We start from the raw sequence: 23,241 nt of genomic DNA, 5'->3' as shown, positions 1-23,241 counted from the left end.
TTGGTGATGTGACACTTGCGAGTGATTGGGTAGCACCGAAGATGCCACCAGGGCAGCCAAGTGTCGGAAATACACAGGCAGAGGTAAGAGTTTCTCTTACAAGACCCGCGCCGGCTGGATGCTGCATTGTGGAGCTAAAGGTTGACATACCCGACCCTAAGTCAGGCGGGCATGACCATGGCCTGATAAATGATGGAAGGCCCAAAGGTAGTATAAGCCCGACAAATGTTTCTTTCTCATCGGGTGAGACAGAGAAAACTGCGACTTATACCAGCTCAGAAGTTTCAGGAACAGAGGAGATAATATTGACTGTTAGGGGAACAGAAAAGGAAATAAAGAAGTATATAGATGTGAAGGTGAAGGGGCTTCATCCCATGCCTGGAGGTATGTATTACGTTCTCGTTGGTTCGCCCAAATCTAATGACCCTTGCCGTTTTGTGCCTCCTACTTCTCAGCACAATGAAAACCATTATGGCACATGGAATCTTATTTATGCCGTAAAACAGATTGCAAGAAAATATGCTTCTCAATCTACGACGCCATACATTAACTTGAGGGTAAACGACATGAGCCTGCCAGGCGGCGGAGCTTTTGACGTTTATAATCATTGGTTAGCGGATACAACAGCCCCTCAGTGCAAGCAGAAAGGTCATGGGCACTGTACTCACAGGCTTGGAATAAATGCGGACATCGGGTTTGTGGGTTGGGAATTTATGAGCTTGGATAATAATCGGTGTGTGGGGCTGGATAAGAAGGTGTTATTTAAAATAATTCGTGATGTTACTGGAATACCGCCTTATATTCACAGTGACCATTATCATATCTATAGCACCGCAATAAGGAGGAGGAAATGAAGAAAATAGCTTTAATGCTGAGTTTAATCTCGATTCTTATAATGCCGGGGCTGGCTTTTTCGATTACTTGTAGCGAATATTTTACCTCTGTAAAAGAAATAGATGTCAAAATTTACTCTTCGGCAGAAAGGACCGTCAGTGGGTTTAAATATAATTACTTACTGAGCAGTTCGCAGAAAAGTGTGCAAGAGGTATGGTCTTTTTATGTAGAACACTATTCTCCTCTTGTCAATGCTACCTCTCCAAGAGGTTGGAGCGGCATGGGCACTGGTATAACCAACGGGTCACCATACTCTTGGGCTTCAGATGAATATGAATCAGATGAATTTAACATTAAGCCAGGAGCATCTCTGAATGGTTTCGGCATGCAAAGCGAAGGGCTTCCTGCGATTGTCACTTATTATGCGCATGGTTGGCGTGAACTGCCTACAATTTCGGAAGAGGAGATGCCCGAGGAAGAGGACTGTCCCGAAAGGAATATTTTTATAAATGCATTTAAAGGCAAGACCCTCGGACCCACAGCCCCGCCTTTGGACTTCAACCCCCTTTCATTCCTTGACTATATTATAGGCATGAAACATGAAGCATTCTCATTAGGCTGGATAACGAACAAGGGCATAGAGATGAGCTTGGATGCAAAGTTGGAAGCCGCAAAGAAGAAACTTGAGCAGGGTCAAAATGGCACAGCAAAGAATATTTTAAATGCTCTAATAAACGAGATAGAGGCACAAGGCTGTGAAACTTATGAAAACTGCCCAAAGGGCAATCACCTTCTCCCAGAGGCATATGCTTTGCTAAAGTATAATGTCCTTTATTTGATAGAAAGACTATAAAAGTCGTAGTATAACAATAGGGACAACGGTTCTAATTATTAGACATCCCCCCCTCTCTATGAGCCTTCGGCTGAGAGAAAAATAGGACATTTCTAAATTGGCTTGTCAAGCCCCAGCCATTCAGCCATCCCTCTGTCCTCTGAAATAATTTCCGATAGATAAGAAGCATCAAAGTAGTTTCTCCTTTCAATCCCCCTTTAGAAAATTTCAGTGTAATGAAGGAGGCTGAAGGGTTAAAAATTTTAGCGTGTTCGATACCGATTAATCGGCAGAGTTTGCTAAAATTTACCTTCTGCCGACTGAATGAAGCGTGGTCAGAGACCGAAATTTTCATGGGTGCGATTCTTTTGGTTACTTTTCTTGGGCATGAAGAAAAGCAACTGGGGTTTGGGGTGAAACCCCAAATTAACAAATCTAAATTAGTATCCCCTTTTTTATCAAGATTTTTAAATGAGGCAAGAGAGGGTTGTAAAAAACCTTTCTCTTTTGATATAATTAAATTTAGGGTAATAATTTGCTCAGGTTATTGTTGATAGCATCATTTCTTCTTGTCCCTTCCTATGCCTTTGCATGGGGGCCTCTTACTCACATGTATCTTGGCTCGGAGGTCTATTATCTTGGCAGTATCCTTCCTGTAGGCGTTTACAGCCTCATAAGAAGATACAGGCAGGACTTCCTCTATGGAAACCTGATGGCTGATATGATATTGGGGAAAAAATATCTTCCACGCAAGATGAACTCCCACAGCTGGGATGTTGCAGTCAACCTATTTGAATCCTCAAAGACAGACCCTGAAAAGGCATTCTCGTACGGCTACCTGAGCCATCTTGCGGCAGACACGGTTGCACATGGAAGTTTCACCTGCAAGAGCAAGAATATAGGGCATGCGTTTCTTGAGCTTAAGGCTGACAGCATCATAGACAGAAGACACTGGCTCGAGGCAGTTAGAATCGAAAGAAAGGTTCAACGCCGAAACGATGTCTTCCTCGAAAAATCTCTCCACAGATTTATCTTTTCATTTAAGACCAACAGAAGGCTCTTCAAAAGCTGGGTTATTATCTCCGGGCTCAACAAGGAGAGATTTGGCAATCCTGTTCTGATAGAAAGGCGTCACATAGAACGGCTTCACGAGGAGTCTCTGGATAGAATAAGCGATGTCCTTCAACATGGATTGCGGAGTGAGGTCTTAAAGAAAGACCCTATTGGAAATGTAAAGAAGGCAAAACCCTTAAGCGGAATCCTGATATAAAATAATGCCGATGGACATGCTCGGTAGGCAGGATGCCTTGGCCGTAAAAGACGCACTAAGTCTCCTCTTCGAAAACCTTCCAAAAAGGCCTAAGGAGGAAGAGGAAATCAGGCTCGAGGACTCTTATGGAAGGGTTCTTTCGAGAGATATCCATTCCCCAGAGGATTTGCCTCATTTCAGTCGCTCCACAGTGGATGGCTTTGCAGTCCATGCCGAAGATACATTCGGAGCCCACTCATACCTTACGGTGTCTCATGAAATCCAGATGGCAGAGGAGCCTCGCTTTCAGCTCAAAAGAGGCTTTGGTGCAAGAATCCCAACAGGAGGCATGTTGCCAGAAGGTGCAGATGCAGTTTTAATGTTCGAGCATGCCCAGTGGCTTGAGGAAAAGACGATTGAGGCTCAAAAGCCAGTCTCGCCACATGAAAATGTGATAGAAAAGGCAGAGGATATAAGGGCAGGCGAACTGGTTTTAAATGATGGGCACAGGCTCAGGGCTCAGGATGTTGCCGTCTTTGCAGGGATAGGTATAAAAAATGTTTTTGTTTATAAAAAGCCCTGTGTCTCGGTAATATCATCGGGTGATGAGATAATACCCCACGATAGCTCCATAAAGCCGGGCTTTATAAGGGATATGAATTCCTTTATCCTTGACGGTCTCATCGGAAAGGAAGGAGGTATTGTCCTTAAAAAGGGGATTTTTAATGACCAGTATAACCTGATAAGCTCTGCGGTCCATGAGTCCATTAAGGACTCTAAAATAGTCCTTATAACAGGTGGCAGTTCGGTTGGAGCAGGGGATTTAACAGCAAAGGTCATAAACGGCATGGGCCGCATTATATTTCACGGTGTCTCTATGAAGCCAGGAAAGCCAACCATAGCAGGCGTTATAGGAGATACGGTTGTCTTTGGACTTCCGGGGCATCCAGTGGCAGTGATGATTTGCTTTAATACATTTGTAATGCCTGTCCTCAGGTACATGTCGGGCGTTAAAGAGGAGGGATTTTGTAATGAAAATAGAGTTAAGGCAAAGCTTACAAAAGGCATACACTCTTTGGCAGGTAAATTAGAGCACATCAGGGTCTCCCTTAAAGCAGAAGGAGAGGTGCTTTTTGCCACACCTCAACTGGGAAAATCAGGGCTGATTAGCACCCTCGTCAGGGCAGACGGAATTATTACTGTTTTGCCCCATGAGCTTGGAATTGCCGAAGGCGAAACAGTCGAGGTCAAATTATTCTAAGGGCTTTATTTATTTAGTTTTCTGCCGAGTCTTTTTTCTATGGATTTAACCTTCTCTTCTATCCTGTTTGGTTTTCCTTTTCTGTCGTCAATGGAGATTGTAGTGATAGCCCTTTCGCCATCTTTCATAACAGCACCATGACATTTTTTGATAACCCTCATCACCTCATCCCATTGTCCTTCGATGACCGTTCCCATAGGGTTTGCCTTATAAGGAAGTTTGCTTTCATCTACAATCCTTAAGACCTCTGCAAGCTTCTCTCCAATACTACTGCCTATGCCCACAGGCACGATGCTGAATTCGATAAGCATATAAAACCTCCTTTTGAGTCTTTCTTTCAGTAGAGGATAGCAGAGTATGAAGGGAAATAAAAGGGAAAAAGTAAGGGGGCAAAGCCCCCTTTATTTTATTGAGAGAAAAATTATCTTATTGCATCTTTTAGTGCTTTACCTGCTCTGAATTTTGGTATTTTTGACGCAGGGATTTTTATCTCTTCGCCTGTTCTTGGATTACGGCCTTTTCTTGCCTTTCTTTTGGCTACGGAAAAAGTGCCAAATCCGATGAGTGTTATCTTTTGGCCTTTCTTCAACCCTGCCTTGATGGAATCCATTGTGGCATCGATTACCCTGCCTGCATCTGCCTTGCTCAATCCTGCAGAACTTGCTACCTTGTCAATCAAATCCGCCTTTGTCATTAATTTCCCCCCTTTCCTTAAAAGTTTAAATTAGATTTTATGATAAGGAATTTAAAATTTAAGTGTGATGATAAAGTATCAAGAAAGAATTTTTTTGTCAAGCAAAATATTAATGGATGTCTAAAAAATTTTTGTGCTGCGAGTTAAAATTAACACTTCTTCTAAAAATAGGGTTTTAGTTATAAGGTTTTCTTTACTGGACATATTAGATGGACAAGAGGTAAACTTTTTAAATGAAGATTCCTTATCAGGTCTTTATAGCGATCAGGTATCTTAAATCAAGAAAAAGGCACAAGGGCATTTCTTTTAATACTGCTATCTCTATCGGAGGTGTTTCGGTAGGTGTGATGGCACTTCTTATTGTGCTTTCTGTGATGAGCGGGTTTCATGAAGACCTCCAGAAGAAAATCTTAGGCATTAGCGCCCATGCAGTTGTGCTCAATTATGGTGGCAGTATGAACAATTATAATGCAGTAATGTCAAAGACAAAGGAAGAGCCTCATGTTCGCTCTGCCTCTCCTTTTATACTTGGGCAGGTAATGGTCTCATACGAAGGGAGGGCACAGGGCGCTGTCTTTAAGGGCATAGAGCCTGCTATGGAGGCAGAGACAACAGAGCTTAAAAAATACCTTAAGGAAGGCTCTTTTGATGACCTTATGGATGTTGATGGCATTCCATGGGTGCTGGTTGGAAATGAAATGGCAGGAAAGTTGGGAATATGGAAAAACGACAGGATAAAAATCATCTCTCCTATGGGCGAGATAGGACCTCTGGGTATGCTCCCAAAGGTAAAGACCTTTAGGGTTGCAGGCGTATTCGATGTGGGAATGTTTGAGTATGACTCAAACCTTGTCATCGTAGGCATAAGCTCTGCACAGGAGTTCTTGGGCATGAACCAAACAATAACAGGGATTGAACTCAGGGTGGATGATATTTATAAGGCAAAGGAAATCTCAAAGGGGATTCAGGAAAGACTCGGATACCCTTATTATACAAGGGACTGGATTGAGATGAATAGAAACCTTTTTGCCGCACTGAAGCTCGAAAAATTAGCCATGTTCGTCATACTGACCTTGATAGTTTTAGTTGCCGCATTTAACATCGTAAGCACCCTCATAATGAATGTCATAGAGAAGGAGAGAGAGATTGCAATACTTAAGGCGATAGGCGCTGGGCATGGAGGCATAATGTCAATCTTTATGCTTCAGGGATTCCTTATCGGGCTTTCAGGAACTGCTATAGGTCTTCTGGCAGGATATGTCGTGGGCTATGTGATAAACACCTATGAGATAATAAAACTTCCTCCTGATGTATATTATCTAAGCCACCTGCCAGTGAAGATGAAGCTTTTTGATTTTATTGCAGTTTCGGTGTCTGCAGTGGTAATAAGCTTTCTTGCAACTATCTATCCATCGTGGCAGGCAGGAAAACTCAACCCTATTGAGCCTTTAAGATATGAATAGGAAAGATTTTTCTTGACAGCCGCCTGATTTTGTGTTACATTGTCTTACAAGAGGTGAGACATGAAAGATACTATCACTATAAGACTGCCTAAAAAGCTTCAGGATGAGCTGGCTCTTGTAGTAAAGACAGAAAAGGCATCAAAGAGTGAGATTATCAGGGATGCCATTACTTGTTATCTTGCGGTGAAAAGATTTCAGCAGTTAAGGAAAAAGGTTTTACCTTTTGCAGAGGCACAGGGATTATTGACAGATGAGGATGTCTTTAAGTCCATCTCATGAGGGTTGTGCTGGATACAAATGTAATTATTTCTGCCTTTGCAACCAGAGGTCTCAGCGCTGAGGTGTTTGAGGTATGCCTTACAGACCACAATATCGTAATAAGCGAACATATTTTATCAGAGGTAAAGGAAAAACTGATTAGTAAGATACGCCTGCCTCAGGGCATTGTTCAGGATGTAATTGCCTACTTAAGAGAACAGGCAGAGATATGTAGCCCTGAAGAAATAAACAGTCCTCTCTTAAGAGATAAAGATGATGCAGATATAATCGGGACTGCATTAAGTGGCAATGTCAGATTTATAATAACAGGCGACAAAGACCTCTTGATTTTAAAGAAATATAAAGGCATAAAGATAATTACGCCAAGAGAATTTTGGAATTATCTGAGAAGATAGAGGGCTTGAGTATGTCAGGTCAAGTTGTGACTATTACACATTCCTTATTATAACCAGATACCTTTTTGCCTGAGAAAGCGGTAGTTTGGCCGGCATCATCTCATAATCAACCCTGATTTCCCCTATCTCTTCTTTTACCTTAGGCCCTTTGCTTATCACAAGAATACCTCTATCTTTAACGATTGGAGATGCCTTAGCGATGAATTCGTTTATGCTCCATAAAGCCCGTGTAACCGCTATGTCAAACCGCACATTTTTCATATCCTCAACCCTTTGCTCTATCACAGTTATGCCTTTAAGTCCGAGGGCTCTGATTGTATGCCTCAAGAATGCCGATTTCTTTTTAGATGGCTCGATTAAGTATACATTAAGCTCAGGTCGCATTATCTTTATTGGGATACCGGGAAACCCTGCGCCGCTTCCAACATCTGCAAGACTAAGCGAGCCTTCAGGTAAGGCTTTAAGATAAAGACATGAATCTAAGAAATGCTTGATAACTATATCCTCATCTGTTTTAAGGGATGTGAGGCTATAAGCCTTCTGCCATTTCTTAATCAGCGAAAGATAGCTTATAAACGAGCTGACCTGTTTAGGCATGACAGTAATGCCAATCTCACGAAGACCTTTGGTAATCAGGATGTTCGCTTTCTCTTGTTTAGGGTTTATTTCGGTGCCCTGCATGTTTTGCCTTTTCCATATAAAGCATAATCATTGTAAGTGAAGAAGGAGTAACACCGGGAATCCTGCCTGCCTGACCAAGGTTTTCGGGTCTAACATTGTCGAGCTTTTCCTGAATCTCCTTTGAGAGCCCATTGATTGCCCTATAGTCGATATCAGGCGGTATCTTCCGTGCCTCTGCCTTCTTTAGTTTCTCTACATCCTCTATCTGTCTTTTTATATAGCCCTCATACTTTATGGAGATTTCAACCTGTGTTTCTGCCTCCTTTGGAAGGGCTTTTTCAGGCGGAGAAAGCCTTTTGATAAAATCGTATTTTATCTCGGGCCTTTTGAGGAGACCCTCTGCTGTTACATCTTCCTCTACAGGGTGGGTGCCTAAGTCTTTGAGTGCCTCATTAATCATATTCGGCTTAAGTCTTTTATTCTTAAGCCTTTCTATCTCATCGGCGATTAATGTCTTTTTTTCGGTGAATCTCTTATAGTCATCCTTACCGATAAGTCCAATCTCGTATCCCTTGTCTTTTAATCTCATGTCTGCGTTGTCATGTCTTAAGATGAGGCGGTATTCAGCCCTCGATGTGAACATCCTATAGGGCTCGTTTGTGCCTTTTGTGACAAGGTCGTCTATGAGCACACCTATATATGCCTCATGTCTTTCGAGGACAAGAGGCTTTTTCCCTTGAAGTTTAAGTCCTGCATTTATTCCTGCCATAAGTCCTTGCGCACCTGCCTCTTCATAGCCTGATGTGCCATTTATCTGTCCTGCAAGGAAAAGCCCGCTTATGGACTTTGTCTCAAGACTGTGCTTAAGCTCAGTCGGATATACAAAATCATACTCGATTGCATACCCGGGCCTCATGATTTCAGCATCCTCAAGTCCGGGTATAGTCCTTATGAAATTAACCTGAACATCATAGGGAAGGCTCGTTGAGATTCCGTTTGCATAATACTCTTTTGTCTCAAGACCCTCTGGCTCAAGAAATACCTGATGCCTTTGCCTTTCTGAGAACCTTACAACCTTATCCTCTATGGAGGGACAATATCTTGGTCCTATGCCTTTGATTTTTCCGCAATAAAGAGGAGAGCGATTTAGATTATCGAGGATGATTTTATGGGTATCTGGATTTGTATATGTGATAAAGCATGGCAGTTGTGGGTTTTTGATTGAAGAAGTGCTATAAGAAAAAGGTATTGGAGGCTCATCTCCATACTGAGGTGTTGTCTTTGAAAAGTCAATTGTCTTTGCATCGAGCCTTGGTGGTGTGCCTGTTTTAAGCCTTCCCATTTTAAATCCAAGCTCTCTTAAGGAATCCGAAAGGCCTATAGAGGGAAACTCTCCTGCCCTTCCTGCCTCAAAGTTATCGAGTCCAATATGCATAAGCCCCTTAAGGAATGTGCCGGTTGTTACAATGACTGCCTTTGCAGAATAAAATGTCCCAAGAGATGTGACAACGCCTGTTATTTGTCTTCCACTGACAATAAGCCTTTCGATTGATGCCTGTTTTATGTCTAAGTTTTGCTGAGCCTCGAGGGTTTTTCTCATTGAGAGCCTGTAGAGGGTTCTGTCAGCCTGCGCCCTTAAAGACCAAACAGCAGGGCCTTTTGAGAGGTTGAGCATCCTCGTTTGTATTGATGAGCTATCCGTAGTCTTTGCCATCTCTCCACCCAATGCATCTATCTCTCTAACGAGATGTCCTTTTGCAAGCCCTCCAATTGCAGGATTACAGGACATCTGGGCAATGGTGTCGAGATTCAGGGTGAAAAGACATGTCTTTATTCCCATCCTCGATGTGGCAAGTGCTGCCTCACAGCCTGCATGTCCCGCACCTATTACGATTACATCATAGCCCATATATTTACTATAAAGGATTTCTTGTAAGTTGTTCAAAAGGGGAAAAATCGTTGCCATCTCCTTTTTTTATAGGTTCAATTTGAATTCCCTAAGTGCCTGAATTATCTTCATTTTTATCGTTAGAGCGTTCAATCTTTTTCATTTTGTTCAAATTGCCTTATCCATGAGAATTGCGTAAAATCCTTGAACCTCAGCCTTTTTTCTTTTGAGATTTTTTTGCTCATATGTCGCACTATATCAGTAAAAAATGGAAGTAGTCAATATGAAATATTTCACATGAAGTATTTCACCTGAAATGTTTCACTATGTCCATTTCCACCCTTTTTCAAATCCCCCTCACTGTTATGTTCCCCTCTATCAAGAGGGGTTAGGGGTGTGTAAAGCTCTGTCATTGCGAGTGAAACGAAGCAATCTCCAATATACCCTCCTGCTCTCCTACTCTTACCTGTCGCCCTACCGCTCTGTTTTCCCCTTGACAGAAAAGAGGCGTCTGCTTAAGATAATGGCAAAGGAGAGAAATGGATAATGTCAGGTCAAAGAAAGAGGCGGGTGCTAAAAATAGAACCGTCCCCCTTATGTCTCATTATGTCTTCACCATTATGTCTTCAATCTATTGAAGGAGGGTAATATGCAGAGAATATCGATAATCACTCTCTTCGTATTCTGCATCGTAAGTATTGCAGCCTGCGTAGGTAGCCCTGTTCACGAAACAATAACATATAATCGGATTCAATCGGCTATTAAAAGAAACAATAAAAATCTTCTCGCCATGAAAATAGGGATGTCTCAAGAACAGACTATGGAGCTTATGGGCGAGCCTGAAAAGTCTGAAGGTTATATTTGGGGCTCAGCATGGTTTTATAGAACTGCCAAGACAGTCGAAATTTATAAAACCAGTGATTCTGATTTTACCCCGATTGTATTCGATGGAGAAGGAAAAGTTATAGGATGGGGTAGGAATTTCTATACGGATGTAAGGAGGAGATATGAAATTGATATTAACGTCAAGTAGACTCATAGAAAAGCAGAAATGGGGACGGTTGTTCATGCTCAGTAATCCGCTAACTCTTTTTGCTACCATCGTCTCAGAAAGGCTGGAAAAAATATTAGTAAAAGTGGTAAATTTACTATTATGCAGAGAATCCCTACCACCCTTTTATTATAATTTTTTGTACACGGTTCTACGGTGTTCAACACCATACAGGGTAATGAATTTATGATTGTGGTCAACCCAGAAGAGAACTCTATAGTCACCAACACGATACTTTTGAAGGCTCTTCATCTCTTTAGGAAGATATTTCATAGGATGTTTCATAAGGTCAGGATGACAGGCAAGCCATTCTATCTTCTTAATGATTCTTGAAGCTGTTGATGAGTCAAGTGACTTTATGTCTTTGTCAAAATCAGGAGTTGTATCTATTCGATACATAATTCTTTTTTGAGACTTTTGAGCGGTTTTGTTTTACCTGAAAGATGGTCTTTTCTTGCCCTGTGCATTTTCTTAAGAAACTCAGGGTCTTTTACGAGAAGGAAATCTTCTATTTCGTCCTCAAGCTCCTCAAATGCCTTTGTGGCTTTGGATATTTTACCTATGAGAGAAATCGGCATCTCAATAGTCTTCGGCATATTACCTCCTATTTTCTTCCATCTTTTTAAAAGATACCACATATAAGAGATGCGAATCAATACCGTTTTTATTAGGGACACATGTTCATGCTCACTAATCCGCTAACTTTTTAGGGTTTATCAAATAAAGAAAAAAACCTGATCATATCAGCTCAACCTTTAAAAACCTTTTTATGTTTTTGAAATGCTCATCCAGTGAGAATATTTTACAATCGTGCTCCATTGCCAGCACGGCAATATAGCAATCCAGCACATGGACAGTTAAACCTTTTTTCTTCATGGAAAAGGAAAGTCTTCCAGCCTTCAGCCATGTGTCTGATGTCTGGTCAATTATATTAAAGGCATCAATAAAATCTTCTATAATTAAGATTTCTTTCTCTGATTTTGCGCCCTGTATAAGCTCTGCTATTACAACCCTCGGCACATATATGTCTGCTGATGTCAGGACCTCATCTACCCTTTCAGACAGGAGGTTGTCTTTGTTTTTAAAGTAGGCAATCCAGACAGAGGTGTCTATTAAAACCCTATCTTTCACGATGCCTTATCTCTTCTGCAGTCATGTCAAATTGGAGCTTGCCTCTCATGGACTTTATCTTTTCTACTTTCTTTTTTCTCAAGTACTCGTCGATTGCAATCTTTACGGCTGAGGTCTTGCTCTTGCTCCTTGTCTCTTTAAGGAGCATGTCCAGCTTGTCCTTTTCTATAGTGACAGTTGCACGCATTTTACACCTCCAAAAGTGCAATATTTATACACAATAATACTATATATTTTTGTGTAATTCAATACTTATTTTAAGGACTGAGAAAATTCCCGTTGACTTATAAGTATTTTCTGTTACTCTATTATGTAGAGGCAAAGGGGTGCGAAAAAACACTGTAAAGATAAGTGCAAGAATCGGTGCTGTCATAGGTGCTATTGCATTTGTGATATTTGGACTCCTACCTGGCTTTTACTTTGGAAGCTATGCTACATTAGTTCTCCTTAGCAAACTGCTTGGAGTCCCGCTTATGCCAAGCCTGCTTGTGAGGGTTCTTACTGTCATAGGCATCATGCTCGGTATCTTCTGTATTGCATCGGTATTTATAATCTTAGGTGCAATCTTTGGCACGATTGTAGGTTATCTAACAGAGGCATTTACAAGAGATAAAAAAGAGGAAGGGCAATGAAGGAGGTCTTCTATGAGTAAAAAGGCTTTTATAGGTGCTATAGCATTTGTTTTAATAGTTCTTTCTGCTTATTTTTTCGTAAAAAAAGTGGTCTTCCCAATTCCCAAAAACTGCACTGTCTGCCATTTCATAACACCGTTTTACAAGAAGTGGGAGACCTCTACACATAACAAAGTGCCCTGTCTGAAGTGTCATGACTACAATGTGCTAAATGCAGTGTCAGGTCAGATAAGGTTTCTTGCAGGAACCTATCATCCAAGGCCTATTACGAGGGTGCCTGATAAGAATTGTCTTCAGTCTGGCTGTCATGAGAGGAGGCTTATCGAGGCACATGAATTATTTACAAAAAGAGGCATTGATTTTGACCACAAGCCACATTTCACAGAATCAAGAAGGGGGATTAACCTTCATTGTAGAAGCTGTCATTCAGACATAGTGCAGGGCGAGCATGTCAGGGCATCGATGAACCCCTGTTTTCTCTGCCATTTTAAAGGTGCACCAGTTGGGGAAGCATTTCCTGGGTGTCCATCGTGTCATAGTGCACCAAAGAAGGACATAATCGTCAAAGGCAAGGTCTTTTCGCATGAGAAACTCCTTAAAATGGGCTATAAATGTAAACAATGCCATGTTGCAGTCACTCGAGGCGATGGTGTTGTCCCGAAAGAAAGATGTTTCTTCTGTCATGTGGAAAGAATAGAGATGTATGAAGATGTCGAATTCGTCCATCAGAACCATGTGACGAAAAAACAGATAGATTGCCTCCTTTGCCATCCGAGGATTGAGCACGGAAAGATTGAAGTAGAGGTAAAAAGGCAATAATAAATTTATGCCTGAAAAGGTAGTTGAGTCTTTTAATGTAAAGCACCTATCTATCCTTGACGAAAAAGGTGTGGCTGATGAGTCCCTTATGCCTTCTTTATCAGAGTCTGACATCAAAAGAATGTATGAGCTTATGGTGCTTTCGAGGGTGTTTGATGAGCGAGCACTTAGCCTTCAGAGGGAAGGAAGAATCGGCACATATGCATCCATCTTAGGGCAGGAGGCATCCCAGATTGGAAGTGCCCTTTCGCTTCAAAAGTCAGACCGGGTATTCCCTTCATTCAGGGAGATGGGTGTTTATATAACGATGGGCTATCCTATGCATATGCTTTATCAATATTGGTCGGGAGATGAGCGGGGAATGAAGTGCCCTGCTGACCTGAATATATTCCCTTTATGTATTCCAGTAGGCACACAAATTCCACATGCAGTTGGCGCAGGAATGGCAGTTAAATACCGTAAAGAAAAAGTAGCAGTTACTGCATATTTTGGAGACGGAGGCACATCAACAGGAGATTTCCACGAAGGCCTTAATATAGCAGGTGTCTTTAGACTGCCTGTTGTTTTCATATGCCAGAACAACCAGAGGGCAATATCCGTTCCCCGTGAAACACAAAGCGCATCGAAGACCCTTGCCCAGAAAGCATACTCATATGGATTTCACGGCATACAGGTTGATGGAAATGACATATTTGCTGTGTATAAGGCAGTCTCCGATGCTTTAATCCGCGCAAGACAGGGCGATGGCCCCACACTTATAGAGTGCTTTACATACAGAATCTCAGACCACACGACTGCTGACGATGCCTCAAGATACAGAGGGAAACAAGAGGTTGAAGAGTGGAAGCCAAAGGACCCTATTTTTAGATTAAGGCTTTTTATGTCTGCTAAAGGCATATGGACAGAGAGCTATGAAAAAGAGATAGAGGAAAAATCAAAGGAAGTTGTGGATAAGGCAGTTTCTGTTTCTGAATCGATAAGCCCTCAACTGCCTAAGGATATGTTCTTATACACATATGAGAAACTCACACAAAGACAGATAAATGAGATGGGTGAGCTCTGATGCCAAAGTGTAACATGGTCTCTGCAATAAACCTTGCCTTAAAAGAGGAGATGGCAAGGGACAAAGATATCATCGTCATGGGCGAGGATGTTGGAAAAAACGGAGGTGTTTTCCGCATAACAGAGGGACTGATTGAGGAGTTTGGTCCTGATAGGGTCATAGACACTCCACTTTCGGAGTCAGGCATCGTTGGTGCAGGAATCGGCATGGCTGTTTATGGTTTAAAGCCAATCGTTGAGATTCAGTTCATGGGGTTTATATATCCAGCAATCGACCAAATCTTTTCTCATGCAGGAAGAATCAGGAATCGCACAAGAGGGAGGTTTACATGCCCAATTGTGATAAGAACACCATATGGAGCAGGCATAAAAGCACCTGACCAGCATTCGGAAAGCACAGAGGCGCTTTTCTGCCATATGCCCGGGTTAAAGGTTGTTGTTCCATCATCTCCATATAATGCAAAAGGGCTTCTTATATCCTCTATCAGGGACAATGACCCTGTGGTATTCCTTGAGTCAACGAGGCTTTACAGGCTTTTTAAGGAGGAAGTCCCTGAAGGGGAATATACAATCCCGCTTGAAAAGGCACAGGTTGCAAAGGAAGGCAAAGATGTAACGGTAATTTCATGGGGAAGTATGCTACATAAGACATTTGAGGCAGTAGAAGACATCGATGCCGAGGTAATAGATTTAATGACACTGACTCCCCTCGATGAGGAGACCATATATAAATCTGTAAAAAAGACAGGCAGGGTCGTTATAGTTCATGAGGCTCCCAAGACATGTGGGTTTGGTGCAGAGGTCTCGGCATCTATCTCTGAGTCTACGATGTTATATCTTAAAGCCCCAATAATCAGGGTTACAGGATATGATGTGGTGATGCCTCTTCCAAAGCTTGAAGATTATTATATGCCGACTCAGGGGCGGATAAAGAAGGCAGTGGAAGAGGTAATGAAGTATTAATCTGTTATAATATGCCATGCATAAGGTGCTTTTCAGAAAGCTTGAGAGACTTAAAGAAGAGGTCCTTTATTTAGAGATAAACAGGACTAAGTTTCTAAAGGGTATTGAGATATCTAAAGATATAAAGAAACAGGTCGAACGCTCAGTTTATCTCTGCGCAGAGATTGCACTTGACATCGCTGATATGGTCATTGCAACTAAAGGTCTTCCGAAACCTTCTACCTATAGTGATTCGATATATAAACTTGGAGATTATAAGATTATTCCAAAGGACTTTGTCCGAAAATTTATTTATATCGCAGGGCTAAGAAACTTTCTTGCACACGACTATGAGGTGGATACTATTTTGGATTTAAGAAGGTTTTTAAGCTCAGGTATAAAAGACATAAAAAGGTTTATTGGCTATATGGAGAATGTGTGAGTAGAAATATTGAGAGCATTAGAGAAATCCTGAAGGCAAGTCGGAATATCGAGTTTGCCTATCTGTTTGGCTCAAGGGCAAAGGGTATTGCCGGGCAAAGAAGCGACTGGGATATTGCAATATATTTCGATAAAGACCCCCGGAACATGGGCTGGAGCATATTTTATCTTGAAGCTGAAGTATCAAAGGATATAGGTGAAGAGGTCCAGATTGTTGCTCTAAATAACCTTAACTCGCCTGTATTTTTATTTGAGATTATAAACAGTGGCTTACTGATTATTGACAATAACCCCGAAGGCAGAATCCTGTTTGAGGCAAATGTGCTCAGGAACTATCACGACTGGCATTATTTCCTTAAAAGGCAGATGCAGGAGGTTTAAGGAATAGCATGCCATATGATTTCATACTTCCTGATTTAGGCGAGGGGATTACAGAGGCAGAGGTAAGGAAATGGCTTGTCAAAGAAGGTGACATTGTAAGTGAGCATCAGATAGTCCTTGAGATAGAAACAGATAAGGCAGTGGTAGAAGTTCCATCTCCAAGGAAAGGAAAGGTTCTTAAGCTTAACAAGGATGTTGGCGATATAGTAAAGGTTGGAGAGGCACTTATGAGCATTATAGAGGAGACAGAGGAGCTCAAGCCTGCTATGCGTCCATCGGTCTCTATTGTCGGAGTTTTGCCTGAGGAACAAGAGGTTCTTGCCACACCTGCTATAAGGGCACTTGCCAAGGAGCTTGGAGTTAAGATTGACGCAGTTAAAGGCTCAGGTCCTGGAGGAAGCATTACAAAAGAGGATGTCATAGAGGAATCGGAGAAGATGAAAAAGGCTGAAGACCAGTTTGGACCTATAGAGAGCATCCCAATTAAAGGCTTAAGAAAAACTATTTCAAAAAATCTCCTTCTCTCCCAGAGTAGGGCTGCATTCGTGACAGGTATGGATGAGGCTGACATTACTGAGCTATGGGACCTCAGGGAAAGGGAAAAGAAACCACTCTCTGAAAAAGGCATTCGTCTTACATTCATGCCATTCTTTATAAAGGCAGTTCAGCATGCCCTTAAAGAGCATCCACTTCTTAATGCCTCAGTCGATGAGGAAAAAGGGTCTGTGATTGTTAAAAAATACTATAACATTGCAATTGCAGTTGACACACCAGAGGGACTCATGGTGCCTGTTATAAGGGATGTCGAAAGAAAGACCCTTCTTGAGCTTGCCAGTGAGATTCAGTCCTTGAGCCAAAAGGCAAGGGAAAGAAAAATAAAGTTAGATGAGATGAAGGGCTCTACATTTACGATTACCAATTATGGGCATTTCGGAGGGGTATTCGCAACTCCTATAATCAATTACCCTGATGTTGCTATCTTAGGCACAGGAAGGATTTCTGAAAAGCCATGGGTATGGAAAGGACAGATTACGATAAGAAGGATTCTTCCCCTTTCGCTTACATTCGACCACAGGGTAACAGACGGTGTGGACTCTGCAAAGTTCCTTACAAAGGTAATCCGCTACCTCGAAGACCCTGCAATGCTTTTTATAGAGTCTGCATGAAGCCCCTTAACTGTCTTTTCAAGCCTAAATCCATTGCCCTCGTAGGCGCCAGCCATACAGAGGAAAAACTTGGAGGTGTGATATTAAAAAACCTTCTCGGATTCAGGGGCAAGGTCTTTCCAGTTAACCCTAAATACAAAGAGCTTATGGGGCTTAAGGCATATCCTTCATTTAGCGATATACCCGAGCCTGTTGACCTATCTTTGATTATAAGGCCTGCTCCTGAGGTGCCCCATATACTTAAGGAGCATAAAGGCAGGGCAGGTTTCGTTGTCATCATAAGTTCGGGCTTTGCAGAGGTTGGAGAGGATGAGCTTCAGGAGGAGGTTAAAAGAATCGGCACAGAGGCTGGGCTGAGAATGCTTGGGCCAAATTGTATGGGCATCTATAACCCATATAAAAGGCTCGATACATTCTTTCTTTCATATGAGAGGCTTCGTAGGCCTAAAAAGGGCAATGTGGCTTTGGTTAGTCAAAGCGGTGCAATCCTTAGCTGTCTCATGTCCTCGCTCAGGGATTCAAATACAGGAGTTTCAAAGGCAGTTGGATATGGAAATGCAATAGATATAGATGAGTCTGACCTTTATGAATACCTCTCTAATGACAGAAGCACGGATGTCGTTGTCTCATACATCGAATCGGTTGGTAATGGAAGAAAGTTCATAGAGAAGGCAAAGATATTGTCCGAAAAGAAACCTTTCCTTATTCTTAAATCCGGAAAGAGCAAAGGAGGACAGTCTGCGGCATTTTCCCACACAGGAAGGCTTGCAGGCAGATATGAGGTCTTTCATTCAATCCTAAGACAGTTCGGTATCAGGGAGGCAGAGGATTTCGATGTGCTTATGGATTCTGCAAAGGCTCTTTCTTATCAGAGAGCCATAAAAGGCAAAAGGGTCTGCATCATAACAAATGGCGGAGGCTCAGGCGTGCTTGCCGCTGATGAGTGCGAAAGGCAGGGGCTCGATGTAGCAGGATTGCCTAAGGAAAAAATAAACAGGCTGAAACTATTATTTCCTCATTTTTACGGAATCGGAAACCCTCTTGATTTAACTGCACAGGTAAGAGACGAGGATTACTCTAATGCCCTTTCTGAGTTGAATGATGACTACGACGGGTTTTTGCTCATTGCCCTGCCAAATGTCTTAGGGATTACAGAAAGGCTTGTAAGTGTAATGAGGCTTGCTAAGGAAAAGATAAACAAGCCCATGGTTTTTTATATGTCCTCAAGCAGTATATCTAAAAAACTAATAGCACTCCTTGAAAAAGCAAGGATACCTGTTTATCCATCTCCTGAAAGGGCTGTAAGGGCACTGGGGGCACTACTTGACTGATATGGCTAAAAATACCTTTATAGCTTTAAAGGTAAGGGAATTTCTTGAAAGACATGAAGGATCTGTGCTTCTTGAGCATGAGCTCAAAGGGCTTCTTAAAGACATTGGTCTTCCTGTGCCAAAAGGGATTTTTATTGGTAAAAATGGACATATACCAAAGCTAAGCCTTTCCTATCCACTCGTAGCAAAGGTTACATCATCAAGCATAATCTCAAAAACAGAGGTTAAGGGCATAAGGCTCGATATAAAAGATAAGGAAGGACTTAATCAGGCAGTCAGAGAGCTTCTTGAGATAAAAGATGCAGAGGGTGTTCTCGTAGAGGAGATGGCGAAAGAGGGGTTAGAGGTTATTGTTGGCGGAACCCTCGATGAGCAGTTTGGACCTGTTGTGATGTTTGGCTTGGGAGGAGTGTTTGTCGAGACATTCAGGGATATTTCATTTGCCCTTTCACCCTTGAATAGGCAAGATGCCTATGAGCTTATAAGGCAGACTAAAGGCTGTAAACTCCTTGAAGGCAGGAGGGGTATTTCTTACGATATAGATGCCCTTATTAAAATAATAATCGCCGTAGGCAAGATTATCTCAAGCGGATTTATCGAGGAGATAGATTTAAACCCTATCAGAATTTATAAGGAAGGTGCCATTATCCTCGATGCAAAGACGAAGGCAAAAAGGAATCGATACTGAGTTCAGGAAATCCTTCCGCTGTGGATAATAAGTATTCTGTCGGAAAGCCTCTCAGCCTGTGCCATATCATGAGTGGCAATGACCACTGTTTTACCCTTCATATTCAGTATTATCTCCTCTATCAGTTGGGTATTCTTCTCATCAACAGAGGCTGTAGGCTCATCGAGGAAAAGTATCTCGGGGTCTATAACCATTGCCCTTGCGATGCCAAGCCTCTGTGTCTCGCCACTGGAAAGGGTGAGAGCATCATGATTTCTTTTATGGCTTAAGCCAACGAATTCGAGTGCGACTTCGACCATCTCTTTAATCTTCTGTTTTTCTATTCCTCTTATCCTTAGACCATAAGCTATATTCTTAAAAACACTACTATTAAAAACTCCAACATTTGGAAGAACGAGGGTGATTCTTCGCTTTAGTCCGATGTTATTTTTAAGCATCTCTGTGCCTGAGAAATAATTGACCTCTCCTCTGTCAGGTGCTTCTATAAGGCTACATATTCTAAGAAATGTGGACTTGCCACTTCCGTTTTGTCCCATCAGGACATAAATACCACTGTCATCAAAGGAAAAGGAACAACCCGAAAGCACAGGGGCTCCGTTATATGCCTTATGTATATCCGATACCCGTAAGTTCAATCTCAATTTATTTTATGACCTTTCTTCTGAATAAGATAAAGCGTCATGTTCACGGCAAAAGAAAGTATCAGGAGTATAATCCCAAGTGCGAGGGCAAGCTCGAAATTCCCCTTATCCGTCTCGAGGGCAATCGTGGTTGTCATGACCCTTGTATAGCCTGCGATATTTCCACCAACGATGAGTATTGCACCTACCTCTGCCATTACCCTTCCAAATCCAGCAATCACCCCTGACATTATGCCGTACCGTACCTCCTTAATTATCGTGGCAGTTACTTGAGACGATGTTGCACCCAATGACATCGATGCCTGCCTTATAATAGGGTCGACGCTTACGATAGCCGAGTGCGAAAGTGCTCCTATAATGGGAAATGCGAGGATGCCCTGTGCTATAACCATGGCAGTGGGGCTATAAAGTAATCCCATAAACCCCAGTGGACCACTCCTTGAAAGGATAAGATACAAAAAAAGCCCAAGCACAACGGGTGGAAGTCCCATAAATGTATTCATAAGGCTTATAATTAGCCATCTTAAGGCACGCAGAACCTTCGCATTTTCAGGATGTTGCTTTAATCCTATGAAGGCACCAAACGAGATGCCCGTGACAGAGCTGACAAAAAGGGCAAGACCCGAAACCTTCAGAGATAAAAATACAATCCCCAACAACTCGGCATCGAGGCTGAATATAAGCTGGAATGCCTTTCTAAAACCCTCTCCTATAGAATACATACCTTAAACTATTTCTCCTGCATGACATTTGCATTTGGAATAAACAACTGATTGCCATGCCTGTCTTTAAAGTCTAAAATAGCCTTCTTTCCTTTCTCTGATATGAGCCAGTTAATAAACAGCATTGCCTCTTTATATTTTACATTCTTATACCTTTTTGGGTTTACTACCATGACGCCATATTGATTGAAAAGCATGGGGTCTCCCTCAAAAACGATTATCATTTTCAGTTTATCTTTTGTCGCAAGCCATGTCCCCCTATCAGTAAGTGTGTATGCGGACTTCTCATCCGCAATCCTCTGAGTCTTTTCCATGCCCTGACCAACCTCGAGATACCATTTCCCTTTCGGGTCTATGCCTGAGACTTTCCATATAGATAGTTCTTTTAAATGCGTGCCTGACCCATCTGCCCTCGATACGAATGGATAATCAGCCATGGCAATCCTTCTAAATGCCTCTTGGGCAGACCCTGCGTTTTTTATCCCTAATGGGTCGTGCTCTGGTCCAATGATAACAAAATCGTTATACATAACATCATATCTGTTGACAAAATACCCCTCTATCAAAGCCTTCGTCTCAAGCTCTTTTGCATGGACGAAAACCACATCCGCATCTCCTCTTTTTCCAATCTCGATTGCGGCACCTGTGCCAACGGCAATCACACGGACATTTATGCCTGTTTCCTTCTCGAACATAGGAAGGATATGTTTAAAGAACCCTGAATTTTCGGTACTCGTAGTCGATGCACAGGTAATTGTTTTTTCGGATGCAGGCACAGTATCGATTAATGGAGGAATAAGGATCAGTGCGATAAATAGGATATTTTTCAATGATCTCCTCTTCATCGGGACTTTTACATAAAGAACTGCGAGATATACCTTATTGCAAGAAAGACTATGACGAAGCCTAACATGAATTTGATGGTTTTCTGCGGCACGAACTTCTGAAACCTTGCTCCAAGATATATACCGATGAAGCCACCAATGCCAAAAAGTGCTCCAAGCATCCAGTCAGGCGAGGTATTAAGCCCTGATGGGATAATGCTATAGAATGTCACGCCTGCAATAGAGGTAATGAATGTTCCCATAAGTGCGGCGCCTGCCACCGTATATACAGGAAGGTGAAATACTGCTACACAGAATGGTGCTATGATTGCACCTCCTCCTATACCGTATGTTCCTCCTATGACTCCAACAATAAATGCGAGGACAAACATGCCTATGGTGCTGAAGGAAAACCTCTCGCCCCAGAATTCGTATTCAACCTTAAGGAGGCTAAATGAAACCGTTTTAATAGCCGCATCCTTTGGCAGTCCTGAAGTCCGCCATGACTTCTGCCTTTCTTTGAATTTTTTTTCCAGCGCTTTCATCTTTTCTTTTGTCTTTGCCTTTTTAGAAATCTCATAAAGAAGCCTTCCTCCTATGTAAAGTAAGACACAGCCAACAAAGAGCTTAAATGCCTTTGGGTCAGGCAGATATATGACCCTAAGATAATATCCAATAAACACACCAGGCAGTGTCCCTGCAACAATCACCCATGTAAGAGGCCAAGCCATCCTTCCTTCCCTTATAAAGCGATAAACACCAGATGGGATTGCAACTATGTTAAAAACAAAGTTTGTGGCAGAGACGGATGGAGATGTGTAGCCAAGCGCACTCATCTGAAATGGCAAAAGTAAAAATGCACCCGAAACGCCTCCCATAGAGGTAAAAAACGATACGACCATGGCAACGAGAGGTGGGATTAAAATAGATGTCTTTACACCTGAGACAGGAAATACAATCTCAAGAAAATCCATATAATCACACCCCGGGTTTAATGAATTTTGCCTTCAGCCAATATGGTTGTCCCATTTTTGCCAGAATACATTCAAGGTATTATTCATAAAATTCATTCCTTAAATGGCAGTGGGTCCCGTTAAACTCCGTTCGTAACTTACAAGGCGGTTTATCAATTCTTATAGGGATTTGCTCAGTATTAAGGTGTTCTTTGCACTTCTTGGCAAATGTTCTTAAAATTGCTTTAGATTCCCCATGCATTGATTTTCTCACCTCTTATGTAAGCAATAGCACAATCGTTACAAATAGGTCCAATTCCTTCTTCAGTTGCAAAGGCATCATAAGGGTCTGTGCCACTTTTGACTTCCTCAGAGTCCACATATCCAAATCTTAGATCAATAGCCATCGTATCATAATTAAATTCCTTTCTGCATAGTTCACATTTCCACATGGTATACCCCCATATTATTTATGTTTTAGTAATAATTTCATGAATTTTATGGAGATATTCTTTCTGAAGGTCATTTACGGCTTTATTAAACATATTTATTTCGTTCCCGGGTATTATTGGATACTCACCTCTATCAACTTTTTCTCTTGCTGTAAATCTGCAAAATACCTCGCCTATTAACTCTGCCAATACCGCTTTCCCTTTGTCGTCTCTTGGTTCCAATTTTTCATCAAGATACTGCTGAACTACAGGAAACTTTACAAAAACTTTTATTTTGCCTGACCTACATTCAATCTCGAAGTGCAACAGATGCGACTTCAAGGTGCGTCTTGTAGCCCAGACATTTTCTGGGCCTTGTGTTAATTAATGATGCTACCATTGCCACCTGCTCATTGGTTATTTTACCGAAGTCCGTGCCTTTATGGAAGTACCATCTGACCAGTCCGTTCATGTGTTCGTTAGTGCCCCTCTGCCAAGATGCATATGGGC

31 protein-coding genes are annotated in these 23,241 nt (G+C 42.0%); 17 read left to right on the top strand and 14 right to left on the bottom strand.

Features of this window, described 5'->3' with window-relative positions:
* Positions 1-8 precede the first annotated feature (8 nt).
* From HY805_07995 to HY805_07980, 4 genes are all read left to right on the top strand, one after another.
* Positions 9-854 (top strand): hypothetical protein, encoded by an 846-nt coding sequence (locus HY805_07995; GenBank protein ID MBI4824151.1) that lies wholly within the window; start codon positions 9-11, stop codon positions 852-854.
* Positions 851-1,687 carry a hypothetical protein gene (locus HY805_07990; GenBank protein ID MBI4824150.1) on the top strand — a complete coding sequence of 279 codons (837 nt, stop codon included), beginning with the start codon at positions 851-853 and terminating at the stop codon, positions 1,685-1,687. The genes HY805_07995 and HY805_07990 overlap by 4 nt, the downstream gene beginning before the upstream one ends.
* 589 nt (positions 1,688-2,276) lie before the next feature.
* Positions 2,277-2,936: a zinc dependent phospholipase C family protein gene (locus HY805_07985; protein ID MBI4824149.1), complete on the top strand. Its 660-nt coding sequence runs from the start codon at positions 2,277-2,279 to the stop codon at positions 2,934-2,936.
* Positions 2,937-2,952: 16 nt separating this feature from the next.
* A complete protein-coding gene (locus HY805_07980) occupies positions 2,953-4,176 on the top strand; it encodes a molybdopterin molybdotransferase MoeA (GenBank protein ID MBI4824148.1) in 1,224 nt (407 codons plus the stop codon).
* 5 nt (positions 4,177-4,181) lie between these two features.
* Here the strand turns inward: HY805_07980 and HY805_07975 are convergent, their stop codons facing one another.
* Positions 4,182-4,487, bottom strand: coding sequence for an MTH1187 family thiamine-binding protein (locus tag HY805_07975; GenBank protein ID MBI4824147.1), 306 nt, complete (start codon positions 4,485-4,487; stop codon positions 4,182-4,184).
* Positions 4,488-4,597: 110 nt separating this feature from the next.
* A complete protein-coding gene (locus tag HY805_07970; GenBank protein MBI4824146.1) occupies positions 4,598-4,870 on the bottom strand; it encodes an HU family DNA-binding protein in 273 nt (90 codons plus the stop codon).
* Positions 4,871-5,109: 239 nt separating this feature from the next.
* On the opposite strand from HY805_07970, the gene HY805_07965 reads away from it, so the two are divergent.
* Genes HY805_07965 through HY805_07955 form a run of 3 tightly spaced genes read left to right on the top strand, consistent with a single transcriptional unit; the run spans position 5,110 to position 7,007 of the window.
* The gene (locus HY805_07965; GenBank protein MBI4824145.1) at positions 5,110-6,333 is read left to right on the top strand and encodes a lipoprotein-releasing ABC transporter permease subunit; all 1,224 of its coding nucleotides are present in this window, start codon (positions 5,110-5,112) and stop codon (positions 6,331-6,333) included.
* 60 nt (positions 6,334-6,393) lie between these two features.
* Entirely contained in the window at positions 6,394-6,612 is a 219-nt protein-coding gene (locus tag HY805_07960) for a ribbon-helix-helix protein, CopG family (GenBank protein MBI4824144.1), read from the top strand.
* Positions 6,609-7,007: a putative toxin-antitoxin system toxin component, PIN family gene (locus HY805_07955; protein MBI4824143.1), complete on the top strand. Its 399-nt coding sequence runs from the start codon at positions 6,609-6,611 to the stop codon at positions 7,005-7,007. The genes HY805_07960 and HY805_07955 overlap by 4 nt, the downstream gene beginning before the upstream one ends.
* A gap of 33 nt (positions 7,008-7,040) precedes the next feature.
* On the opposite strand, the gene rsmG is transcribed toward HY805_07955, so the two are convergent.
* Both rsmG and mnmG read right to left on the bottom strand, forming a co-directional pair.
* Positions 7,041-7,688, bottom strand: coding sequence for a 16S rRNA (guanine(527)-N(7))-methyltransferase RsmG (rsmG, locus tag HY805_07950; GenBank protein MBI4824142.1), 648 nt, complete (start codon positions 7,686-7,688; stop codon positions 7,041-7,043).
* Positions 7,663-9,537: a tRNA uridine-5-carboxymethylaminomethyl(34) synthesis enzyme MnmG gene (gene mnmG, locus HY805_07945; GenBank protein ID MBI4824141.1), complete on the bottom strand. Its 1,875-nt coding sequence runs from the start codon at positions 9,535-9,537 to the stop codon at positions 7,663-7,665. The genes rsmG and mnmG overlap by 26 nt, the downstream gene beginning before the upstream one ends.
* A gap of 628 nt (positions 9,538-10,165) precedes the next feature.
* On the opposite strand from mnmG, the gene HY805_07940 reads away from it, so the two are divergent.
* Positions 10,166-10,549, top strand: coding sequence for a DUF3192 domain-containing protein (locus tag HY805_07940; protein ID MBI4824140.1), 384 nt, complete (start codon positions 10,166-10,168; stop codon positions 10,547-10,549).
* Between the two features lie 147 nt (positions 10,550-10,696).
* Here HY805_07940 and HY805_07935 read toward each other — a convergent pair whose 3' ends face one another.
* The 4 genes from HY805_07935 to HY805_07920 all read right to left on the bottom strand — a co-directional run bounded on the left by HY805_07935 (position 10,697) and on the right by HY805_07920 (position 11,885).
* A complete protein-coding gene (locus tag HY805_07935) occupies positions 10,697-10,966 on the bottom strand; it encodes a type II toxin-antitoxin system RelE/ParE family toxin (protein ID MBI4824139.1) in 270 nt (89 codons plus the stop codon).
* Entirely contained in the window at positions 10,954-11,163 is a 210-nt protein-coding gene (locus HY805_07930; protein ID MBI4824138.1) for a hypothetical protein, read from the bottom strand. The genes HY805_07935 and HY805_07930 overlap by 13 nt, the downstream gene beginning before the upstream one ends.
* Before the next feature lie 142 nt (positions 11,164-11,305).
* Positions 11,306-11,698, bottom strand: a complete 393-nt coding sequence (locus HY805_07925) for a PIN domain-containing protein (GenBank protein ID MBI4824137.1) — start codon at positions 11,696-11,698, stop codon at positions 11,306-11,308.
* Entirely contained in the window at positions 11,688-11,885 is a 198-nt protein-coding gene (locus tag HY805_07920) for a DUF2191 domain-containing protein (protein MBI4824136.1), read from the bottom strand. The genes HY805_07925 and HY805_07920 overlap by 11 nt, the downstream gene beginning before the upstream one ends.
* A gap of 139 nt (positions 11,886-12,024) precedes the next feature.
* Here HY805_07920 and HY805_07915 point away from each other — a divergent pair, with 139 nt between their 5' ends.
* From HY805_07915 to HY805_07875, 9 genes are read left to right on the top strand one after another with little or no spacing between them, the layout of a single operon-like run.
* Positions 12,025-12,330: a hypothetical protein gene (locus HY805_07915; GenBank protein ID MBI4824135.1), complete on the top strand. Its 306-nt coding sequence runs from the start codon at positions 12,025-12,027 to the stop codon at positions 12,328-12,330.
* 12 nt (positions 12,331-12,342) lie between these two features.
* Positions 12,343-13,149 carry a hypothetical protein gene (locus HY805_07910; GenBank protein MBI4824134.1) on the top strand — a complete coding sequence of 269 codons (807 nt, stop codon included), beginning with the start codon at positions 12,343-12,345 and terminating at the stop codon, positions 13,147-13,149.
* Between the two features lie 7 nt (positions 13,150-13,156).
* Positions 13,157-14,212, top strand: a complete 1,056-nt coding sequence (pdhA, locus tag HY805_07905) for a pyruvate dehydrogenase (acetyl-transferring) E1 component subunit alpha (GenBank protein ID MBI4824133.1) — start codon at positions 13,157-13,159, stop codon at positions 14,210-14,212.
* Positions 14,212-15,174, top strand: coding sequence for an alpha-ketoacid dehydrogenase subunit beta (locus HY805_07900; GenBank protein ID MBI4824132.1), 963 nt, complete (start codon positions 14,212-14,214; stop codon positions 15,172-15,174). The genes pdhA and HY805_07900 overlap by 1 nt, the downstream gene beginning before the upstream one ends.
* A gap of 16 nt (positions 15,175-15,190) precedes the next feature.
* Positions 15,191-15,595, top strand: coding sequence for a DUF86 domain-containing protein (locus HY805_07895; protein ID MBI4824131.1), 405 nt, complete (start codon positions 15,191-15,193; stop codon positions 15,593-15,595).
* Complete coding sequence (locus HY805_07890) at positions 15,592-15,975, top strand: nucleotidyltransferase domain-containing protein (GenBank protein ID MBI4824130.1); 384 nt, start codon at positions 15,592-15,594, stop codon at positions 15,973-15,975. Before HY805_07895 ends, HY805_07890 begins: the two co-directional genes overlap by 4 nt.
* A gap of 8 nt (positions 15,976-15,983) precedes the next feature.
* The gene (locus HY805_07885; protein ID MBI4824129.1) at positions 15,984-17,141 is read left to right on the top strand and encodes a 2-oxo acid dehydrogenase subunit E2; all 1,158 of its coding nucleotides are present in this window, start codon (positions 15,984-15,986) and stop codon (positions 17,139-17,141) included.
* On the top strand, positions 17,138-18,472 hold the full coding sequence (locus tag HY805_07880; protein ID MBI4824128.1) for a CoA-binding protein: 1,335 nt from the start codon (positions 17,138-17,140) through the stop codon (positions 18,470-18,472). The genes HY805_07885 and HY805_07880 overlap by 4 nt, the downstream gene beginning before the upstream one ends.
* Position 18,473: 1 nt before the next feature.
* Positions 18,474-19,160, top strand: coding sequence for an acetate--CoA ligase family protein (locus HY805_07875; protein MBI4824127.1), 687 nt, complete (start codon positions 18,474-18,476; stop codon positions 19,158-19,160).
* 2 nt (positions 19,161-19,162) lie between these two features.
* On the opposite strand, the gene HY805_07870 is transcribed toward HY805_07875, so the two are convergent.
* The 6 genes from HY805_07870 to HY805_07845 form a co-directional block, all read right to left on the bottom strand.
* Positions 19,163-19,801: an ATP-binding cassette domain-containing protein gene (locus HY805_07870; GenBank protein MBI4824126.1), complete on the bottom strand. Its 639-nt coding sequence runs from the start codon at positions 19,799-19,801 to the stop codon at positions 19,163-19,165.
* Positions 19,798-20,523: an ABC transporter permease gene (locus HY805_07865; GenBank protein ID MBI4824125.1), complete on the bottom strand. Its 726-nt coding sequence runs from the start codon at positions 20,521-20,523 to the stop codon at positions 19,798-19,800. The genes HY805_07870 and HY805_07865 overlap by 4 nt, the downstream gene beginning before the upstream one ends.
* A gap of 8 nt (positions 20,524-20,531) precedes the next feature.
* A complete protein-coding gene (locus HY805_07860; GenBank protein MBI4824124.1) occupies positions 20,532-21,368 on the bottom strand; it encodes a substrate-binding domain-containing protein in 837 nt (278 codons plus the stop codon).
* Positions 21,369-21,376: 8 nt separating this feature from the next.
* Positions 21,377-22,306: a sulfite exporter TauE/SafE family protein gene (locus HY805_07855; protein ID MBI4824123.1), complete on the bottom strand. Its 930-nt coding sequence runs from the start codon at positions 22,304-22,306 to the stop codon at positions 21,377-21,379.
* Between the two features lie 239 nt (positions 22,307-22,545).
* Positions 22,546-22,752, bottom strand: a complete 207-nt coding sequence (locus tag HY805_07850; protein ID MBI4824122.1) for a hypothetical protein — start codon at positions 22,750-22,752, stop codon at positions 22,546-22,548.
* An 18-nt stretch (positions 22,753-22,770) separates the two neighbouring features.
* The gene (locus HY805_07845; protein MBI4824121.1) at positions 22,771-23,058 is read right to left on the bottom strand and encodes a hypothetical protein; all 288 of its coding nucleotides are present in this window, start codon (positions 23,056-23,058) and stop codon (positions 22,771-22,773) included.
* Positions 23,059-23,241 lie beyond the last annotated feature (183 nt).

Source organism: Nitrospirota bacterium (assembly GCA_016207905.1).
GTDB lineage: Bacteria > Nitrospirota > Thermodesulfovibrionia > Thermodesulfovibrionales > JdFR-86 > JACQZC01.
The sequence above is the reverse complement of the archived record's forward strand: the minus strand, read 5'-3'. Positions and strand labels throughout refer to the sequence as shown.

Excerpts from the sequence above, each read along its gene's own strand:
- HY805_07875 (MBI4824127.1), top strand. The coding sequence starts at position 18,474 with ATGGCTAAAAATACCTTTATAGCTTTAAAGGTAAGGGAATTTCTTGAA.
- HY805_07975 (MBI4824147.1), bottom strand. The coding sequence starts at position 4,487 with ATGCTTATCGAATTCAGCATCGTGCCTGTGGGCATAGGCAGTAGTATT.
- mnmG (MBI4824141.1), bottom strand. The coding sequence starts at position 9,537 with ATGGGCTATGATGTAATCGTAATAGGTGCGGGACATGCAGGCTGTGAG.
- HY805_07865 (MBI4824125.1), bottom strand. The coding sequence starts at position 20,523 with ATGTATTCTATAGGAGAGGGTTTTAGAAAGGCATTCCAGCTTATATTC.
- HY805_07970 (MBI4824146.1), bottom strand. The coding sequence starts at position 4,870 with ATGACAAAGGCGGATTTGATTGACAAGGTAGCAAGTTCTGCAGGATTG.
- HY805_07980 (MBI4824148.1), top strand. The coding sequence starts at position 2,953 with ATGCTCGGTAGGCAGGATGCCTTGGCCGTAAAAGACGCACTAAGTCTC.
- HY805_07985 (MBI4824149.1), top strand. The coding sequence starts at position 2,277 with ATGTATCTTGGCTCGGAGGTCTATTATCTTGGCAGTATCCTTCCTGTA.
- HY805_07935 (MBI4824139.1), bottom strand. The coding sequence starts at position 10,966 with ATGTATCGAATAGATACAACTCCTGATTTTGACAAAGACATAAAGTCA.
- HY805_07860 (MBI4824124.1), bottom strand. The coding sequence starts at position 21,368 with ATGAAGAGGAGATCATTGAAAAATATCCTATTTATCGCACTGATCCTT.
- HY805_07900 (MBI4824132.1), top strand. The coding sequence starts at position 14,212 with ATGCCAAAGTGTAACATGGTCTCTGCAATAAACCTTGCCTTAAAAGAG.
- HY805_07960 (MBI4824144.1), top strand. The coding sequence starts at position 6,394 with ATGAAAGATACTATCACTATAAGACTGCCTAAAAAGCTTCAGGATGAG.
- HY805_07955 (MBI4824143.1), top strand. The coding sequence starts at position 6,609 with ATGAGGGTTGTGCTGGATACAAATGTAATTATTTCTGCCTTTGCAACC.
- HY805_07940 (MBI4824140.1), top strand. The coding sequence starts at position 10,166 with ATGCAGAGAATATCGATAATCACTCTCTTCGTATTCTGCATCGTAAGT.
- HY805_07990 (MBI4824150.1), top strand. The coding sequence starts at position 851 with ATGAAGAAAATAGCTTTAATGCTGAGTTTAATCTCGATTCTTATAATG.
- HY805_07850 (MBI4824122.1), bottom strand. The coding sequence starts at position 22,752 with ATGTGGAAATGTGAACTATGCAGAAAGGAATTTAATTATGATACGATG.
- HY805_07920 (MBI4824136.1), bottom strand. The coding sequence starts at position 11,885 with ATGCGTGCAACTGTCACTATAGAAAAGGACAAGCTGGACATGCTCCTT.
- HY805_07930 (MBI4824138.1), bottom strand. The coding sequence starts at position 11,163 with ATGCCGAAGACTATTGAGATGCCGATTTCTCTCATAGGTAAAATATCC.
- HY805_07880 (MBI4824128.1), top strand. The coding sequence starts at position 17,138 with ATGAAGCCCCTTAACTGTCTTTTCAAGCCTAAATCCATTGCCCTCGTA.
- pdhA (MBI4824133.1), top strand. The coding sequence starts at position 13,157 with ATGCCTGAAAAGGTAGTTGAGTCTTTTAATGTAAAGCACCTATCTATC.
- HY805_07895 (MBI4824131.1), top strand. The coding sequence starts at position 15,191 with ATGCATAAGGTGCTTTTCAGAAAGCTTGAGAGACTTAAAGAAGAGGTC.
- rsmG (MBI4824142.1), bottom strand. The coding sequence starts at position 7,688 with ATGCAGGGCACCGAAATAAACCCTAAACAAGAGAAAGCGAACATCCTG.
- HY805_07910 (MBI4824134.1), top strand. The coding sequence starts at position 12,343 with ATGAGTAAAAAGGCTTTTATAGGTGCTATAGCATTTGTTTTAATAGTT.
- HY805_07885 (MBI4824129.1), top strand. The coding sequence starts at position 15,984 with ATGCCATATGATTTCATACTTCCTGATTTAGGCGAGGGGATTACAGAG.